The following is an 18,360-nucleotide window of genomic DNA, read 5'->3' as shown; positions in this document are numbered from 1 at the left end:
GGTTATCCCCCGTACCGTTCGGTTTCGTCGTCCATGCCGCCGGCGGCGTACTCTCCACCAGCAGCGCCGAGCCGTGCTGCGCTTTCGCCCAGGTCTTTGGCCTTCTCGGCTGCCGCCACTGCACCAGCGGCCAGCAGTGTGGGAACGCCAATTGCCGCGCCGGCTCCGGTTGCGGATTCAGCGGCACCAGCGGCAGCCATGCCACCAGATCCACCCGTGGCCGTGCCGGCGGACGCGGGTGCGCTAACCCCAGCGCCGGGCTTGGGTGCAGCAGTGCTGGCCCCTGCAGGAGTTCCGGCTGCACCGCCCGGCGTGGAGCCTGCATCGGCGTGCGAACCGCTGTTCAGCTCACGGAGCTTGCGGACAAGGGATCCCTCCTCCGGAGCAGCCGCTTGGTCCTGCGATGAGCCCTGGTCGCCCGGTGTCGAATCAACCCCGGTTGAGCCGCTGGAGCCGCCGCGGTTCAAGTCCTTCACGTCCCGCATGCTCTGGGGCCCGTACTCCTTCTGGGGAGGGGTCAGGGAGGGGCCATTCTGACCTCCGGCCCCCGACGGGATGACCGGCGCGAACTTCATCAGGATCATCGGGGCCAGCCCTGCAATCATCAGCGCGATAAAGGACGCGATGATGTTCATCAGGGTGCCCAGGCCATCGCTCCACTTCATCCAGGACGCGGACGCGGCGATCATGTTGTAGGCGATCCCGAGCATGAAGAACAGCAGCGGGTGGCAAGCGAGGATGCCGAACCACAGAAGCGGGATCTTCCGGCCGAAGGAGCCATGTTTGGACGAGGTGAACCAGACCATCCCCAGCGGTGCCATGACGCCGGAGAAGTACAAGGTCACCAGCATCACGGCGAGCATGATCACTACGACGAACAAGCCGATGATCATGCACACCATCAGCAGGATTCCCACGATGACGCCACCCGGCACAGCGGCCGCGTCGGTTTTGAGCATCGAATCCATGGTTTGGAGCATCCGGTCGGAAGACGAGATGATCCCCCAGGAGATGAGACTGTCCGACAGCGAACCTAGTGTCTTGACCGTCATGACGCCGATGAGGGGTCCGAAGAGGGCGCCCCCGAAGAACAGCGCGGTCTTCGTCGTCAGGACCTCCGCAAACTCCTGGCCGGCCAGGGTGCCCCGGGCGACGGCCACGAATTGGAAGAGCAACAGGAAGCCCCAGACCACAATCGATAAGGCGAAGCTGATCGCGTATGCCTTGATAAACCAGTCGGCAGTCAGATCCGGTTCCGTTGCGTGAGCGAGGGCCGGTAGCAGGTCTTTCGCCAGCCCCTGGGCGCCCGCACGAGTTGCGGTGAAGATCGCCCCCAGCGGATCAGCAGCGAAGTTCACCGCACCGCTAATGGCATCCGCAGTAGGCTTTGTAGCTTTGACAGCTCCAACGGCGGCGTCGATCAGGCCGCCTACAAGCCCGCCGGGGCCCGGCTTGTCTTCCATTGGGATCAGCATGAACATGAATCAGCACCCCCCGGCGAATGCGGAACCAGTGGCGAAGAGGTCGTCGAGGGCCCGGTCGTTGCCGTCGCTGCGGACTTTCCAGGCCCCGTCTTCCCATACAAGCGTGATGGTGGAAGCGATTTTCTGATCCGTGGGTTTGCCGTTGCGGACCTCGGCCCCGCCAACGGTAACCCGCACCATGTCGGGGGTTGCCTCCTCGACCACATAGCGGCCGTCAGCAAAGTTCAGGGACCCGGACGTTACCCCGGGCAGCGGCTTGGCTGCAGCCAGGTTTGATGCCAAGCTGGCGACGGTCCCCGTCGCTCCCTCAGCCAGGATGGCCGTGGAAACGGTGGCTCCGTCCCCGGCAGTGGGCCGGGGGTACTGCGCGATCCAACGCAGGACGGCAGCGGCAAGACCAACCGCCCCGGCTTCGCTGTGCGGGGCTTCCTTCTGGGCCTTCAAAAGCCCAGCCGCCTCGTTGGACGCGCCCGCGAGGCAACCGTTAGGCAGCGCGGCCGCGTGCGTGGTGACAGGCGCGGCGGCAGTCGGACCGGCCGCCCGAGGGCCGGCCTGGTACCAGGCGCTTACCCCGGCCACCAAGGCAATGACCACCGCGCTTCCGATAACGAACCATGCCCAGCGCGGGAATCCGCGCCGGGCATCGGCAGTTGAGCTTCGGCGAACCATCAGCCCGCCACCGCGAGGATGGCCCCTACGATGACAGCGAATCCCGCCAAGCACGACAGGCCAATACCGGCCCCCATGGCCTTCTTCTTACCCTCGGCGTGTGCGTGGGGGTTGTTCGAATCCGCTTTGGCCATGGCGACCAAGCCAACGATCAGATAAGCGCCGGCGATGATGAGGGCAATGCCCCACCCCACGGCGAAGAGCCGCTGCCACCATTCGGTGAACTTTCCGCCCAAGGACGTGAAGTCCGGGATGCCGGGAAAGGGATTGTCGATCATCGGCACAGGGCCGGCCTGAAGGATGGTGGCAGGGTCAACGCTTGTGGACAGTTCGGCAACGGTAGAGAGGATGACGCTCATCGGTTCTGATCCTTTTCAAAGACGTTCTGGTTCGTTTGGGCGACCACGCCAGCAGCAATCGCGGTCAGGGCCTGTCGTGTCGCCGGGGCGAGCTTTTCCAGGGTCAGCGCCCCGCGCTCGGCCACGTGGGCGTCATACGGGACCGAGTAGATGTGGTCCTCCGCGATGCCCTTGTCCATGAACTGCTTCTTCAGCTTGGACGGCTTGAACTCGGGCCGCCCGTCGGACATCATCACCACAATTGCCGTCCGTGCCAGCCGCGCAGCTTCGGCGCCCTGGTGTTCCAGGAACTCCAGCAGCTCCAGGGCCTCAGATACCGCGTCCTGCGCAAGCATCGTGGGGATGATGAGGACGTCAGCTACGTCCACTGCCGCCCCGAACGGCCCTGAGCTGTACTGGTTGCCGGTGTCCATGACGCGGATGGTGAAGTGCTCATCCACGATCGAGGCCACGTCGAGCACGTTCTCCCGGGTCAGTGGCGGACGCCACTTGGGGGTGGAGCCGATGACCGAGGCAAAACTCGTTTGCGTCACCGTGTATCCCCGAAGCTGGGACTGGGTGCGGACATTGGTGATATTGGCGACCAGTTCCCCCATCCCGAGCTGCGGATCCCCCTCAGCCCGGTATGCCAACTGGCCTTTGTCATCGGAGGTTTCAAGGATCGCCACCGATCCGCCACGGATCGCGGCCAGGACTCCGCCGAGAAGGATCGAGAGCGGTGTCTTTCCGGCCGTGCCCTTCTTATTTGCCACGAGGACACCGACAGCGCGGGTCCACGTGGACTGCCGGATCAGGTCTTCAAAACGGCCCTGAGCCGCAGCCACAGTACGGGCCTCCAATTCCTTCGCTGATGGCGCGAGTTTGAACGCCCCGCCGAAGAATTGGTTCAGGAAACCCGCGAAACCCTCCTTCGCAGGTGCGATGGGTTCGGGGTCGTCATCAGCGTGTGCGTCTACGACGGCGGGTGGTGTCGTTGCTGTTGTCGCCGACGCGGTCTTTCCGCTTTTCTCCGTCCCCCGGACCGGGGCGGCGGTCCCAGGTTCAGCCGGCTCCATGAACGGATCCGCCAGCTCTTCGAATGCCGTGGCCGCAGCCGCTGCTTCGGGCCGTTCTTCCGTTTCTACATACAAGTCCGAGCGCCGGGCGCCCGGAAAATTCAGTTCTGTCATCGCAGAGGTCCCACCTTCCTCGTTCACCTAGACATGAATCCGTTGCGGTTCATGCGTCCTCTGAAACGGCCCGCAACCCCATCGGAAGCAGACCGAAGCGCCTTCTACCGGAGGGATGCCTGCGGCCCTGCGGCTGAAGTGGCGCGGCCAAAGAACTCGTTTAATGCCCTCATTGCTGATAGAAAGGTAACATGATGAACGCATTAAATGCACTGAAGAAGCTGTTAAAAACTTCTATAAGTGGGTTGTGGGAGCTGATGAGAGCGAATCAAATATGAAAATCGCTCTGCTTGGGGGCAAAATGGGGACCGTGCCTAAATACGCCCTTCCAGAGGAGAACTGGTCAGAGGATCTCCTGCTGGCCCAGAGGGTCATCAGCACGCCCAGCCGCTTGGCGATTGTAGGTTATCTCTACGCGAACGGGCCGACACTACGGGCGACGCTCATCAAGGAACTGTCGCTGGACACGAGCCTGGTGGGACGAAATCTTGATCAGCTTGAAGATCTAGGCATTCTCATTGGCGACCCGCCGAGGGGCGAGCGTGTCGGACGCTCAACGAGATGGGAAGTCAATAAGGAGCGGTACAACCGAATGGCCAAAGCCCTCTACGACTTCCTTGGTATCGACCTGCTACAGCCCGGACAAGAACCTTCGGAAGGCTAGTAGCCGAGGCCTTCGCCTCCAGTGACGGGAATGAGCGCTCCAGTCAGGTAGGACAGGGTGCTGATCTTGAAAATGGCATCGGCAATTTCTTCAGGTTCTGCTATCCGCTTCAAGGGTGAACTGTCAATGAGCCGTTCCAAGTCAGCCTCTTCGACTCGAGCCAACATGTCCGTCTTCGTAGGTCCCGGGGCGACAACATTTATTCGGATTCCACGCGGACCGGCCTCCCACATCGCGGAGCGCACCAGGCCGTCGAGAGCAGCCTTCGATGATGTGTAGTGAGCAGAGCCAGGGATGCCTGTCCGAGACGACTCAGAGGAAATAAGCAGAATGGATCCACTTCGAGCACGGCCCATGTACTTCAGGGATTCCTGGACGGTGGTAAAGGCACCGAAAAGGTTCGTCTCCATAACTAGCCTCAGATCTTCGTCCCTCATTCGGATGAGAAGATCTTGACGAGCCACGCCCGCGTTATAGACGACAGTGTCGAGCCTCCCGAAGGTGGCCACTACCTCTTTGAATGCTGCCTTTATTGCCGCAGCTTCCGTGACGTCGCACTCGATTCCGCGGACACCGTCTCCAACGCCGCTTCCCCGATGAGTGCCAGCCACAACGTAGCCCTCTTCCAAAAAACGGCTGGCAGTTGCCTTACCAATCCCCCGAGTTGCTCCGATAACAAATGCGACTGGAGACTCAACCATAAACTTGCCCACCTTTGCACTCTACAGGTAGGGTCCAAAGTGGCCCGGAGAGCTTCTAGGCCTATATCTCACATACCTCAAGTGTGCTGCTGGACAGTGGTGTGCTGGCTTCCAACCCTCAATTCGTTAGGGCTTAAAGTCATGCACCCCAATGCACTCACTGCCGTATGCGCCGCCGCTTCCACCCCCTCCCTCCGGATTCTCCGCGCGTTGAACCTCCTTCAAGTTCCGCAGCGACCAGAGGAAATCGCCGAGGGGCTTGAACTCTGCCCCTCCGTCGTTGCTCACGAACTTTCCAAGCTGGAGGCAGCCGGGATCGTAAAGACCGTTGACGGACAGGTACACCTTGGTGTCCAACTGAGTTCATTCTTCGGCGTTCCACTGAGCCCTCCAGCTACCCCGGTCCCATGCCGTCAAGAACGAAAGGCTGCCCGTGTCTAAACAAGGCATCGATGCAAAGGGACGCTGGATCGTCCTGGACACAACGCCAGACGGAGTTTCTCTGCTGGCCGTGGGCGGTGAGAATCACCCTGGAATCAGCCCGAGGAACTGGCTGGACGAACGTACCAGAACCGTACTGCTCGAAAAGCTCAGGACGGCACTCACATCCGGGGAGGCCTTTGATGGCATCGTCCGGTACGGTGCTTCTGAATATGCCGTTATCGCTCACCCGATCGTCTCCCCCGACGGCAATCGCATCGTCGGTGCCTACGGGATCTTCGAACACCCGGGCCGTCCTGTCCCGGAAGCCCCCCTCCTGGGCACTTGGCAATGGCGCGTCCACAAGCAGACCGGCAAGAATGTTGGCGATGACTCCTCACTATGGGACTCCAACCTCTTCGAGATCTACGGAATCGATCCAGCCACCGTCGAGAGCAAGCGTGGGCCAGCCGGCGAATGGCTGGCAAAGCTCATCTCCACAAAAGACAGAGACACCATCAAACTGGTCATCGACAGCGGCATCTCAGTCAACAACCGCAGCCGACACCTGCTCTCCTACGAGATCGTCTACGGCTACGGAAGTGCAAACCCCGGGAAAAAGCAGATCGCAATGTCCGCCAGAGCCTATGACGATCCCGATTACCCCGAAGCGATCATGCTTCGGGGATTTAGCCGCGAGGTGGATTCCCCTACCAAAGTTGTCACGCCTGGGCTTTCCCCCGTCTCGGCCGGCCTTGTAGCCGAAGCCCTTTTCGCGCTTGCTGCTGACAGGGCCTTTGCCGCAATTGACTTGCAACAGGAAGTTACTTTCAGGACTTCAAGCAAGTGGTCCCACTTTGGACTTCAACCAGATTTTGAAGGCAATGTGGCGGCTTTAGCCCACCCCGAGGACAAGTTCATGTTCGAGCGCCATCTGGCAGCGGCAGCTGCCGGACACATAGGGCCGGAGGCATCCACTAATGTTCGGCTCAGAACCACCGCTGAAGCATGGCAGGAGTTCGCTGTTGCTGTCGCACCAATAAGCGCTGACGAAGATCTAAGCCGATACCTCATGCTGAGCCTCGTGCCGGTAGGAACAGGAGCGTAAATGGGAATTCTCGATGGGAAAACCATCCTCGTCACCGGAATTTTCACCGAGCGGAGCATCGCGTACGCCGCGGCCGAACTTGCCCAACAAGAAGGAGCCTCCCTCATTTTCACGGGCTTCGGCCGCCGATCCAAGATCACACAGAAGATAGTTCAACGCCTCCCCTCCCCCGGTCCAGTCCTCGAACTAGACGCCACAAGACAAGACGATTTGGACTCGCTAAGCAGCCGAATCCTTGAACATACAAACAGCCTGGACGGCGTCATCCACTGCATCTCCGCCAGCAAACCGGAAGCAGTCGGCCCAGGATTCATGACGGCCGACTGGGACGACCTCTCCACAAGCCTTCAGATCTCTGGAGCGTCGCTCCAGGCGGTAGCCAAAGCCTGCCTCCCCGTCCTCAACGACAAAGCCAGCATCGTAGGCGTCACCCTCGACGGAACGCCGGTGTGGCCAATCTACGGCTGGGCAGGAGTTGCGAAAGCTACATACGAAGCAACCAACCGCTACCTCGCCTACCACCTAGGCAAACGAAAAATCCGAACAAACCTGGTGGCGTGCGGCCCCCTGGACAACTTCACAGTGGCAGCCATAGATGGCATCGAGAGCACGGATGGAGTCTGGGAGGGACGCGCCCCCTTAGGGTGGGACAGGACCAACCTCGAACCTGTGGCAAAGGCAGTCGTAGCACTCTTGTCCGACTGGTTTCCGGCCACCACGGGCGAGATACTGCACGTTGATGGCGGCTATCACGTCATGGGGATGTGAACCCGGTTGTCCACCACAACAGCGGAGCTAATTACGCAGCCCGGCGACACGCCGAGACGGCGCCTCCCACTTAATTTATTTTTTAACCGCAAGAATCACACTATGGTCCCTAACCTGCCCAAGCCGACGCGCCCAGTGGTGCCACAGTCTCAGGTGAGTTCGAAGCCATGGACTGTTGCCCTCCAGATTGAAGATCCAGAGAAGGCTAACAAGCTCCGGCAGCTCGCTGCGCTGTTCGGGCAGAAGCCTGGTCCGTACGTGACCAACGTGTTTCTTGAGTGGCTGGACACCGTGGATCTTGACGAACTTCTACAGGAGGCCTTGCCTATCGCAAAGGCCAGTTAAGAACTGAAGGCCCGCACATGGCGGGCCTTCGTTAAGTAAGCCGTTCAGATCTCGTTCTTGGCGGGACACGATCTGAACTTTTCAACACCCACCCTGGTGGGTGGATTTTTCGTACCCTCCGGAGAGGAGTAACTGCTGTCTATGGTACAGCCCTACCCACCTGCGTCAACAACGACGCGACCGAAAGATACACCACAACCGGCGCCGGTTGAAGCTTGGGCGCTTGCTCCATTGATCGCCGGCCAATCTACCTACAGGACCGGTCGCTGGATCGGTTCCAGGTTCCAGTACCCACGCCCAACGAACCCGCCAGAGATTACCCGGTCACTGCCGAAAGCCCCCGCTGCAGTCATGATTCATGGCTCGGACGGCAACGTTGCAACGCTCTGTCTGGACCTTGACACCTCTAAAGCGCTCAAAGAAGTTGTCGACGCCGATGCGGCCAAGCTGCGGCACCTCCTGCAGGCCTGCGGCCTGGCGTTCGTTGAAGACTCCTCCCCAAGCGGCGGCCGACACCTCTACATCCCCCTTGCGGAGCGGATGGACGCGGCCGAAGCCAGGGAGCTGGTGGAAGCACTGGCGTTGATGGCGATGAGTCTTGACCCTAGTCCGCACCAGAACACTACGGATGGGTGTATCCGTGTTCCCGGGTCGGTGCACAAGTCTGGTGGTCACCAAACCCTGATCACTCCTCTATCCAAGGCGTACGACATCATGCGCCGCCGCAACCCGGTCGCCGCTCTGCTCAAGCTTCGTGCTGCTTTGGCGCCGGAACTGGCCCGGAAACGAGCCCTCAATGCCCGGGCAGTCAAGGCAGTCGCCGCGCAGCGCACTGGCACACTGCCGCACCTCTCCTTGACCTCGGGGAGTGAGGCCCCTCTGCGCAGGGTTGCCCGTACCGGGCTATATGACACGGCCCGGTATAAGAGCCCGTCCGAGGCTCGAATGGCCGTGCTGGGTCACTTCAGCGCCTGCGGCTGGTCCCTAAACCAGGTTGCGAACGAGCTCCACGGCCAGTTCCCGGGTCTGGCAGCCCTCTATGGAACCCCGGAACGCCGGGCGCGGCTCCTGCCCTACGAGTGGACCAAAGTCCAAGCGTTTACTTTCACACAAGCACCGCAGAGACCACGCCCCAGGAAACACGGGGAAAAGAGTGCCCATATTAACAACACAAGCCAAACTTTAACCACAGGGGGGGCGGGGAAACTCAGTAGTGCCGGCCTTCACCAGCTCGTGAACGATCTGGAAAATATCCTCTACGCCGTGCTTGACCACCGGCTGCAGGCTAAGGGCCGCCAAGGCATTAGCCTGCGCTTGCTGATTCGCGGTCTATTGGGCTACATGAGGGCCAAGGAAACGGACGTCCTTGACGTCGGTTGTCGTACCCTGGCAGCCGCAATGGGAAAACATCACGTCACTATCGCGCGGCTCCTGCCGATCCTTGTCAGTGCCTCCGATGGGATCCTGACAAAAATCGCGGACGCCCGCTACAAAGCCGCGGACGTGTACCTCATCCAACTACCGGAACAGTACAAGCAACTGGCCCGAGAACTGACATGGCGGAAGGGTAGAATTCACGCCGTCCGGCCGGTATTCCGGGCACTAAGCGATGCCACAGCACTGGTGTATGAGGCAATCGAACGTAGCCGCCACTCCCCCACTACCGCAGACCTCGTGCGGGCTACTGGTGTCAGCAGGAATGCATGCTCGGCCGCGCTGTCAGAGATGGAAACTCTGGGTATGATCCAGCGCCAGGGCCATACGTGGAGGACCACCACAGTCAACCTCCGAATGATTGCCTCACGACTCGGCGTCATGGACGACTACCTCGAACAGATCAGCCGTAACCGACATGATCGTGCTGTTTGGCACGCCTACCTAGACCGGTTCCTGGCCCCTCAAGTCGAAGAGAATGTTGTGTTTGACGCAGAACGAGACGAGTATTGGCTACCGCCGGATGATGCCGCAATTTGGCATGCGGCTTGAGACGTATCTCTACGATCTCGAACAGGCACAATATTGGCGGCCATCGGCCGCGCACTCGGCCTTTATGGACAGTCGGCTAAGACTTCCCCCGCTCGTAGCCGGCCGCTAAACGTCAGGTGGAGCAAGAGAATCAATCTTGACGTATTTATTTTGGGCGCGCTGGCGGACAAGTGTAGAGACGATCGGTCGCCCAAGCGATAGCCGCTCCGACCGGGATGGAGATGATTGCATGCAGCTAACGCCTTTTGGTCTATGCGCCAGTCAGACTGGGGTGGTCTACTCCCAGTTTTCTTGTCGCTAGCGATACGCACAGATCCAGGCGTATTACAGGGCACTTCAGCTTTCCATGGGTCGTAAACGCTGAAATAAATATGTCATGACGGACAGATAGATGGATAGATGTATTGCTTCAAGGCGGGAGTGCTCCAAAGTGGAGGGGAGATAGATTTCCGGTCGCTCTAAAGGGGAGGGGAGGGATGCCCCCTCCCCCATCGTGCGCGGGCCGCTTCAGCACTCCATTGAGCGACTCGCCGAGATAAATACGTCATGACGTAAAGATAGACGGATAGATTGATAGACGGAAGCTGCGCGGGCTCAGTGCACCACGCGCCGCGGAAGCGGAGCCTATCTAAATAAATACGTCATGACGTAAAGATAGATGGATTGACGGATTGACAGACGGCTAGATTTATTAATTGCGATTGAGGGGACTTGTGAAAGTAACTGCGATAGGGAACCGAAAGGGCGGAGTAGGTAAAACCTCTGTGACACTCGGTCTTGCCACTGGTCTGAAGTTGATTGGAAAGAGGGTGCTGATAATTGACTTGGATCCTCAAGCCAACGTCACCGAAGCACTTGAAGGCACTGGCGAGTTCGACATTTTCGACGTGTTGTACGGGGGAGAGGCCGGCACTCTGGGTGAGGCCATCACCGAGACCTCTTGGCCTGGTATTGATTTGATCCCTAGTTCAGAATCGCTCGCGCGGCTGGAGTCGGAAAGCATCATGACTCCCGAGTTGCGGTTGAAAACTGCCGCATGGGGTGCGGAGGAATTGGCGGCATACGACCACATTCTTATAGATCTGCCTCCGGCGCTGGGTCGTCTTACGCTCAATGGTCTTATCTGGGCTGATCGAGTGCTAGCCATAACGGAGCCTGCGGCCTTCTCCGTTAAAGGTGTCACCGAATTTCTGGAGACAGTAAAGAAGGTGCAGTCGCTACCGCACCTGAACCCGGCACTCGAGTTCTTGGGAATTATCATCAACAAGACCAGTTCGCCTCTCACGGGCGAGCATGCCTTCCAAATTGGCGAACTGGAGGCTGCCTATGGCCCAAACGTAAGGAGTCCGCACCTTCCGCTCAGGACCGCAATGCAGGATTCTGTTAGCTCCAGGGCGCCTCTTACAAAGCTCAACAGCAGGGGAGCTGTAATCATGACCGAAAAGTTTGTCGAGCATGCTCGCTACATCGATGGAGTCAACTGATGCCAGTAGAGAGAAAATCAGCAATCCGCAAGGCCCCCGCTGCGGACGTAGTCGATGTTTTAACTTCGCGAAGCGACAGCAAACAAGCGCCTTCTACGGAACCTCTACGTGCTCAGCCTAGGGAACCGCTAGGCGATGCTACTCGGTCAACCTCAAACAGGCGGCCGGGACCGGGGCGCCCTCGGAGCAAGCGGCGGATGGAGCCGTTCTCCTCAAAGATAGAAATCGAACTTCGAGACGAGATGGATGACTATGTGGCTGAGCACGGACTGTCGATCATCGACTTCTTAGACGAAGCAGTCAGGGATCGGCTCAAAAAATAATTACGTCAAGACGTAATTATTAGACTCCAACGACGACCCGGAGGGGTGGGTCAATAACGACCGTTTCTGACGTACCGTCGGCAAGCCTCCAAAAAGGTCGAAAAAACACTCCTACTCTTAGTCAAAACTGGTTGCCGAAAAGAAAATCGGTCAAAAGGGTAATGGGAGGGTTTTTGACGTGTCCAGGAACATAGTTGGCTACGCGAGGGTGAGCACTCGTGGTCAATCACTCGATTCGCAGGTGGACGCCTTGGTAGCTGCCGGAGCGGTGCGCGTCTTTCAGGAGTACGCGTCCGGTGCTACCCAGGCAAGGGCCCGGTGGAAGGACTGCTTGGATTATCTGCAGCCGGGCAATGTGCTGTTGGTCGCGGACCTGACCAGGCTGGGACGTAGTACCTCTGACCTTGCGGACATCGTCACCGTGCTGGGTCAGCTGGGGATAGGCTTCCGCTCCCTGGCTGAACCCTGGCTTGATACGACCAGTGCCCACGGCAAGCTCATCTTTGACATGTTCGCTTCCCTCGCGGAATACGAACGGTCACGGCTGTCGGAAAGAACGAAAGCTGGGCTGGCCGCAGCTAAAGCGCGAGGCCGGCTCGGCGGCCGCCCGCGGTCGATGACGCCAGGGAAATTGGAAACGGCCCGGCAGCTGCGCAACGAAGGAAAGACTCTGAAGGAAACGGCAGACCGGCTTAGCGTCAGTGTTTCGTCATTGACTCGGGCTCTTAGCAGGAACGACGTCCCAGAAGTCGCATCCGCAGCCGCCTAACGCGTCCCTGGTTTTGGGACAGCTTATGGGACGCCAAAGTTACGCAGCCGGCCGGAAATGGCCGTCAGGAACCGGATGACCGGGGAGAGCGTCCCACGAAGGGCATCCCGCTTCAAAGGAAGTGGGACACTCGTTGGAAGGCTGAACGGGGACCAAGTGAAGGTATGCTCCGACGTAGCCGACTGGGATCATGCACTTGTCGATGCTCTACGCGGCCGGCGATCACGAAGGTATCCCCTCTATTGGTCGACTTTGACCGCCCTCGGGCCCACTGCAGCATCCGTAGCTCACCAGCACGGAGCGGGCGTCGTCCCTGGCATGACAGCTGACGAGTTCTTCCCGGACCTCGTGCACCGCCTCGAATCACTGGACGCCTTGTCCTCGCCGCCGCTGACGGAGGAAATGGCGATAGTGCGGTTGAAGAAGCTGCTTCCGTATCGAGAGTCTTTCATTGAGATCCGAGACCTCTTGAATGACGAGATCAATCGAGTCCAGCAAACGATTCAGAGCAGGGGCAGTCTTTTCCCCGAGGGCAGACGTGAAGATGCTCCGCAGGTTTACCAAGAATCTTGCTTACAACTCCGCGAGGCTAGCCGCATTTTGGTCCGACTCGTGGCCACCGCTGTGATGCTGGATAGGGACCGCATCCATACGGATCTCTGGGTATGGGCCGTTCAACGACTACTCAAAGCCAGAACCCTCAACTCGGGCACGTACAACGACAAATGGGTGAAACTCTCTCACTATCCAGCTCTCCTCCTCTTGAGGGCGATAGCCATGATCGCCGTAAGCCATGGCAGAGAGGACGTCTTCATCCGAGCAGCTACAGAACCAACGTGGAGGCACCCAACCGTAGACAGGGACCTGCAGGCGCTTTTGGCATTGCAAGACGACTATGTCATCGACTACGAATTGGCCAAGGCCATGCCTCGATGGGAGGGGACGCGGTGGCTGTACCCGGCAAGCCAACTCGTCTCAGCAGACTTGGAGAACCTGCTGGCAGACTGTATAGGCGAACCCTCTGGACTCGAAACCGCCACTCGCCGAGCGGAATACAGGATGGCCCTGGCGCTGCAGTTCCTCTTCCCAGGGCCGACCAGACCCAGACCCTGCGGCGGCGCGTACGCGGGGGAGAGGGCTTGGAACCACTCGACAGGAGCGAACGTTTGGGAGGAAGACTTCCGCAAATTCGGTGACCGCGAGGCATGGGGCTGGGTAAAAGTTCATGAAGGGGAGGAAGACGCGTTTGACGCACAACTCAGGCAGCTTTCTGAAGTACTCAAGCAATTCGATCGATGGGGCTGAGTCTCACTGAAGCCTTCAATCACGCATGGGCGCCTATGGCACTAAGAAAGCCCACCGTTGGGGGGCGATGGGCTTTCCAATTGAAGGATAACCACGGAAATTTTCCACATCGAGTGGAGGATTTCGACAGTAGAGCAAGAGACTCAACCAACGGATAATGTCCGGCTTAGCTTCTTGCTAAGACCGGACACCACCCATACATAGTCGGAACTTGGTGATGAGTGGATGGACGCCGATGAGACGGGCCCGATACTTTGGGAAAACGAAGTTGTTGCCGCAACAGTAAGGTATCTTCGCGATCACGGTTGGCACATCGAAAGCTACATAGTTGGCAAAAGGCACGGGCCGGACATCGTGGCTACTTGTGCTGGTCAGCGCCTGATTGTCGAAGCCAAGGGCGAGGGCAGTTCGCAGGAAGGAACACCGCGCTATGGCCTTCCCTTCGACGGTGGACAGGTCCGTATGCATGTAGCAAGGGCGGTGTATACGGCCATGAGCGTGATTGAACGAAAGAACGCAGAAGGAGGGATTGCCCTACCGTCTACTGCTCTCCATCGAGAATACGTAAAAGCAATCCAGTCTTCGCTAGATCTGCTTGAAATTCCTGTCTTTTGGGTTGACCGGGATCGACGAGTGATCGCGGACCGGGGCGCCAAGCGGTTTATGAAGAAGTTTCAAAGATGACTCCAGCTGCTGTCATCAGGAGTCACCGGCGCCGGAGTGTTCCGTCTCCTCCCCTCTACTTCCGGTGAAACCGGGCCAAATCAGCCTTCAGCGCGCGCTACCAGTATGGTTGGACTGCGCGAGGCGCGCACTGAGGCAAGTCGAATGGAGGTTCCGGGATGGCAGAACCTTGGATGTCGGCTGATGACATTGCAGCGCATTTGGGTGTCTCGAAGGACACCGTTTACGCCTGGATTGCGGAAAAAAGCATGCCGGCTCACAGAGTGGGCAAGCTCTGGAAGTTCCAGGCCCACGAGGTCGATGACTGGGTGCGCAGCGGTGGCGCTGCGCCGTCCGGCTCGGCTGGCGAGAACGTAAGTGACAAGTAGGGGACACGATGAGTAGCAACGGATCAAGCCTAATTCCATTGCGGAAGGCCTGCGTGCCGCGCGACGACGTGCTTCAAGGTGGGCTCGCCGACAATCACTTCGCGGCGCAGTTGGACAAGGTGGTTCGTGATGCGGAGCACTATCCGGTCTACGGTGACGCTGAGTCGTTCTTCGCTCATACCTATCCAACGAGCGGATTAAAGACGCTCTTGACCAAGACTTTCGGCCGGGTAAGCGGAACACGCGGAGTGGCAGGCGAGAACGGTGTCCTGCGCCCTACAACATCTTTCGGTGGCGGAAAGACCCATGGCCTCACAGCTGTCTATCACCTTGCAAAGGGTGCCCGCCCAGCTAACATCTCTGACTTCTTAGACCCAAATCTTCTTCCTGATGAGCCGGTTCAAGTCGCCGCCCTCGTCGGGGACGCACTAGACCCAACTGCCGGCGTGGAGACCAACGGACACCGCACTTACACTCTCTGGGGGGAACTGGCAGCGCAAATTGGCGAGGACGCCTATGCCGCGCTAGCAGCGAACGATGCAGCCCGGACAGCTCCCGGAACCGGGACGATAAAGGCCGCGTTCGGCGGTAAGCCTGCGATCGTTATCATCGATGAAATTGCGAAGTACATCCGCGCCATCACGTCATCTGGCAGCGAAGATGTACGGCGCATGGCACGCGCCATCCCGGTGTTTTTGGGCAACCTGTTCGAGGTCGCAGCCGACCCTAGCAATAGGGTTTCAGTCATCATTACCCTTGCGGCCACGACCAATGCGTTCGGTGCGGAGACCACCGAAATCGCCGAACTGCTCGACGAAGATAGATCCGCAGCCGACGCCGCTGCCACGGCAGCCGTTTCGGAAACGGGCGACGTGCTTACCAGGTCGGTTCAACCCTCCGCCGTTATTAAGCCCGCGGATGACAACGAAATCGGCGAGATACTAAAAAAGCGACTCTTTGTCTCCGTGGATGAGACCGCCGCTCGTGAAGCAGGCCAGGCATACCAGAGCTTTTATGAAGCACTGGGAAAGACAGAGCCGCTGGCTGGTGGCCCGGAACGGCCCGCGACGTACGGTGAACTGCTGACCAAGACGTACCCGTTCCATCCCGAGCTGGTGCGGGTACTCGACAAGCGTCTGGGTAATATCACTCAGTTCCAGCGCGCACGTGGCGCATTGAAACTACTTGCAGAAGTTGTCGCGAACATCTATGCGACTGACCTGGATGCCGCCGTAATCAACATTGGCGATCTCGATTACGCAAACGAACCGGTCCTCAACCACCTGACCGATGGCCTTGGAAGAGGCGAATTTGCTTCAGTCGCCGTGGGTGACTTCGCAGGCCCCAACTCGCACGCCGCAGCGGTCGATGAAGAAGTGTTCCCAGGCAGGCCCAGCTATGCCACCCGGGTGGCACGAACCGTTTTCACGCACTCACTTGAGATGGTCTCCACAGCAGGTGCCAGCCGCAACGACTGGATCGTGGGCACCCTCCGTCCTGGCGAAGATGCCACAATTTTCGAGAAAGCCCTGACGGAGTCCGAAAAGAAGTTTTGGCACCTATCCTTCGATGGAGCCCGGTGGCGATTCAACATCGAGCCGAACGTAAACGCCATTATCGAGACTGAAAAACGCAACGTCGCCAATACAGCCGTAGCTGCGATGGTCGACAGTCTCATCGTGAATGCCTTCGCCAACGACGCTGGTGCTGTTGCCGTGCACTTCCCAAACGGCCCCGTAGACATCGTGGACCAGCCCAGTCTTCGGGTTGCCGTCCTCGACTATCGGGTGGTCACCGTAGAGACCAAAAACGCTGACGCTCCACCCAGCCTCGTCATCGACATGATCGATAAGGCTGGCTCGGTCCGCGCCCCTCGCAAATTCCGCAATTCAATCGTTTTCGCGCTTGCTGACAGTGATCAGATAGAAGCACTGAAAGATCGCGCCCGTGCTCGCATCGCCGCGGACAGCCTGTGGTCCGATACTGCCCGGCTCAGCCAGTTCAGCCCGGAGGTCCGCAATAAGGTAGAGGTCTTCCAAAAGCAGGCGGCTCTTGATGCCCGAATTGCGGTCAACCGTTGCTACAAACACATCTACTATCCCTACGGAGATAGGAGCACTAGCTACCTCCGACACCGCGAGTTGCCCACCCAAGCGCAGGGAAACCCAAAGAACGCCACTTCAGCCGTGATAACCCTCCTCGAAGATGAGGGCAAAATCCGGTCCGAGCCCTTCACTGCTGCCTACCTCAAGTCCAAGACCTGGCCAAATACTCCATCATCGACGACCTCCGCCATCGTTGATTTTTTCTGGACCGATCACAGCATCCAAATCGTCCGGAACCCAGCGCTTATTCGTGAAGCCATCATCAACGGGGTGAAGAACGAAGGATGGGTCTACTACGACGGTGGAAATGGCAAGTCCTACACGGCTCACACCATGGCCGGCATGACCATCGGTTTCGCCAATGACACCGAGATCATGACGACGGCTGAGGCTCAGAGCCGGGGGCTACTGGTCCGAAAGCCTACGCAGACTGATCTCCGCGCGATCCTTACCTCAGAACGGTTGACTGGAGCAGAAGTGCGAGGCCGTCTCGAAGCTGAGTGCGGCGGCGAGCCATCAAAAACGGAAGTCCTCGAACTGCTCGCCACCGCTGTTCAAGCGAGTGACTACAAGTGGTTCGCCGTCCTCGACACCGAGCCTGCTGCAGGCGTCCGTGCTCTCTCACCTAGTGCCATCAAGGACAGAGGGCTGGACGGATTGATCCTCCTGGCCCGCGAGGAGGCAGATCGTCTCGGCGTTGAGGTGCCCACCCGGGTCCTGACTAGCAAGACGTTCAGCGCTTCCGGCCCAGGCGGGGCGGCCCTTCAGAGCATCGTCGACCAAGTTTCCGATTTTACGATTCAGACAATCAGCCGTCTCACCATCAAGGTTTCCGCTGACGAAGCTACTGGGACTAAGGACATAGACCTGGCCGTGGCTGCGCTTGGGATGCTCCAAAAGCACAACATCACAGTCAGGGCAATGATTCGAGCTGAATATAAGGGACTGTCGGGGGGAGGGCTTGCGTTTTCTGGGGCTGCCCAGAGACAGGACTTCCAAGCGGCATACAACCAAATCAAGAAGGCTCTGGGAAGCTCGACCAAGGTAGCGGGAGATCTCACCTTGGAAATTAACTTCAGCCCCGCCGTTGAGGGCGATCATGCCGAAATGCGCCAGATCCACACCGTCATCAAAAACCTCTTGATCCAGCACACAACGATGGCGGCGGAGGTAAGCAAATGACACTACTCCAGCGATCACGATCAGTGCAGCGCTCTCTACTCCCCGTGACTGGGGCTCGGGCGTTCCGGCTCAAAGTGATTCATGGGCGCGGTGACACCTATGGAATCAGCCTTGAGGAGACCTACGGTGACACGCTAGCCGCGACCGTCACGAGGGCAACCCCGGGACAGACCGGCAGGATCGTCGACGCGCTGTTTGCCGCAGTCCGGAACTCCGGCCACGCACCAAGCTTGCTAGCTTTCACTCGGAGAGAGCCCATCCAACTCACTGAAGCTGACGGTGTGCGGCTAGCACTTGTCCTGCTGGCCACCCAGCCCGTCACAAAGCATCCACGCGTCCGCGCCTTGGTCGCGGGCATCAACTCCATGAGCACAGAGGAGACCTACTACTGGTACTCGAAGTGCATTGGCGTCGAAGCCAACCGGGCGCGCCGTGCGCTGCGGACCCTTCTAGCGGACGACTGAGAG

18 protein-coding genes are annotated in these 18,360 nt (G+C 59.0%); 13 read left to right on the top strand and 5 right to left on the bottom strand.

The genetic code is table 11. From position 1 onward, the window contains the following. Positions 1–2: 2 nt before the first annotated feature. From J2S96_RS17075 to J2S96_RS17060, 4 genes are read right to left on the bottom strand one after another with little or no spacing between them, the layout of a single operon-like run. Positions 3–1,475 carry a hypothetical protein gene (locus J2S96_RS17075; protein WP_306866077.1) on the bottom strand — a complete coding sequence of 491 codons (1,473 nt, stop codon included), beginning with the start codon at positions 1,473–1,475 and terminating at the stop codon, positions 3–5. Positions 1,476–1,484: 9 nt separating this feature from the next. Beyond that, positions 1,485–2,153, bottom strand: a complete 669-nt coding sequence (locus tag J2S96_RS17070) for a hypothetical protein (RefSeq protein ID WP_306866074.1) — start codon at positions 2,151–2,153, stop codon at positions 1,485–1,487. Next, entirely contained in the window at positions 2,153–2,512 is a 360-nt protein-coding gene (locus tag J2S96_RS17065) for a hypothetical protein (RefSeq protein WP_306866071.1), read from the bottom strand. The genes J2S96_RS17070 and J2S96_RS17065 overlap by 1 nt, the downstream gene beginning before the upstream one ends. Then, positions 2,509–3,681, bottom strand: a complete 1,173-nt coding sequence (locus J2S96_RS17060) for a MinD/ParA family ATP-binding protein (protein WP_306866068.1) — start codon at positions 3,679–3,681, stop codon at positions 2,509–2,511. The genes J2S96_RS17065 and J2S96_RS17060 overlap by 4 nt, the downstream gene beginning before the upstream one ends. A 247-nt stretch (positions 3,682–3,928) precedes the next feature. Between J2S96_RS17060 and J2S96_RS17055 the strand changes: the two genes are divergently transcribed. Further along, a complete protein-coding gene (locus J2S96_RS17055; protein ID WP_306866065.1) occupies positions 3,929–4,345 on the top strand; it encodes an ArsR family transcriptional regulator in 417 nt (138 codons plus the stop codon). On the opposite strand, the gene J2S96_RS17050 is transcribed toward J2S96_RS17055, so the two are convergent. Then, positions 4,342–5,058 (bottom strand): SDR family NAD(P)-dependent oxidoreductase, encoded by a 717-nt coding sequence (locus tag J2S96_RS17050; RefSeq protein ID WP_306866063.1) that lies wholly within the window; start codon positions 5,056–5,058, stop codon positions 4,342–4,344. The two genes, J2S96_RS17055 and J2S96_RS17050, sit on opposite strands and share 4 nt — an antisense overlap. Between J2S96_RS17050 and J2S96_RS20265 the strand changes: the two genes are divergently transcribed. The 12 genes from J2S96_RS20265 (at position 4,942) to J2S96_RS16990 (ending at position 18,357) form a co-directional block, all read left to right on the top strand. Continuing rightward, the gene (locus J2S96_RS20265; RefSeq protein ID WP_370873152.1) at positions 4,942–5,487 is read left to right on the top strand and encodes an ArsR family transcriptional regulator; all 546 of its coding nucleotides are present in this window, start codon (positions 4,942–4,944) and stop codon (positions 5,485–5,487) included. The genes J2S96_RS17050 and J2S96_RS20265 overlap by 117 nt on opposite strands. After that, on the top strand, positions 5,480–6,574 hold the full coding sequence (locus J2S96_RS17040) for a hypothetical protein (RefSeq protein ID WP_306866057.1): 1,095 nt from the start codon (positions 5,480–5,482) through the stop codon (positions 6,572–6,574). The genes J2S96_RS20265 and J2S96_RS17040 overlap by 8 nt, the downstream gene beginning before the upstream one ends. Beyond that, positions 6,575–7,342, top strand: coding sequence for an enoyl-ACP reductase FabI (gene fabI / locus J2S96_RS17035; RefSeq protein WP_306866054.1), 768 nt, complete (start codon positions 6,575–6,577; stop codon positions 7,340–7,342). Positions 7,343–7,495: 153 nt separating this feature from the next. Next, positions 7,496–7,687 (top strand): hypothetical protein, encoded by a 192-nt coding sequence (locus J2S96_RS17030; RefSeq protein WP_306866051.1) that lies wholly within the window; start codon positions 7,496–7,498, stop codon positions 7,685–7,687. 351 nt (positions 7,688–8,038) lie between these two features. After that, positions 8,039–9,673 carry a hypothetical protein gene (locus J2S96_RS17025; protein ID WP_306866048.1) on the top strand — a complete coding sequence of 545 codons (1,635 nt, stop codon included), beginning with the start codon at positions 8,039–8,041 and terminating at the stop codon, positions 9,671–9,673. A gap of 713 nt (positions 9,674–10,386) precedes the next feature. Next, entirely contained in the window at positions 10,387–11,157 is a 771-nt protein-coding gene (locus J2S96_RS17020; protein ID WP_277799117.1) for a ParA family protein, read from the top strand. Between the two features lie 501 nt (positions 11,158–11,658). Then, positions 11,659–12,249 (top strand): recombinase family protein, encoded by a 591-nt coding sequence (locus J2S96_RS17015; protein WP_306866043.1) that lies wholly within the window; start codon positions 11,659–11,661, stop codon positions 12,247–12,249. A 318-nt stretch (positions 12,250–12,567) separates the two neighbouring features. Next, a complete protein-coding gene (locus J2S96_RS17010; protein WP_306866040.1) occupies positions 12,568–13,554 on the top strand; it encodes a hypothetical protein in 987 nt (328 codons plus the stop codon). A gap of 225 nt (positions 13,555–13,779) precedes the next feature. Continuing rightward, the gene (locus tag J2S96_RS17005) at positions 13,780–14,238 is read left to right on the top strand and encodes a hypothetical protein (protein ID WP_306866037.1); all 459 of its coding nucleotides are present in this window, start codon (positions 13,780–13,782) and stop codon (positions 14,236–14,238) included. A gap of 158 nt (positions 14,239–14,396) precedes the next feature. After that, positions 14,397–14,606 carry a helix-turn-helix domain-containing protein gene (locus J2S96_RS17000; protein ID WP_306866034.1) on the top strand — a complete coding sequence of 70 codons (210 nt, stop codon included), beginning with the start codon at positions 14,397–14,399 and terminating at the stop codon, positions 14,604–14,606. An 8-nt stretch (positions 14,607–14,614) separates the two neighbouring features. Beyond that, on the top strand, positions 14,615–17,893 hold the full coding sequence (locus tag J2S96_RS16995; protein WP_306866030.1) for an ATP-binding protein: 3,279 nt from the start codon (positions 14,615–14,617) through the stop codon (positions 17,891–17,893). Continuing rightward, positions 17,890–18,357, top strand: a complete 468-nt coding sequence (locus tag J2S96_RS16990; protein ID WP_306866027.1) for a DUF7680 family protein — start codon at positions 17,890–17,892, stop codon at positions 18,355–18,357. The genes J2S96_RS16995 and J2S96_RS16990 overlap by 4 nt, the downstream gene beginning before the upstream one ends. Positions 18,358–18,360 lie beyond the last annotated feature (3 nt).

It is taken from the genome of Arthrobacter bambusae (assembly GCF_030812595.1).
GTDB classification, from domain to species: domain Bacteria; phylum Actinomycetota; class Actinomycetes; order Actinomycetales; family Micrococcaceae; genus Arthrobacter; species Arthrobacter bambusae_B.
This window is presented reverse-complemented; position numbering and strand designations above follow the sequence as displayed.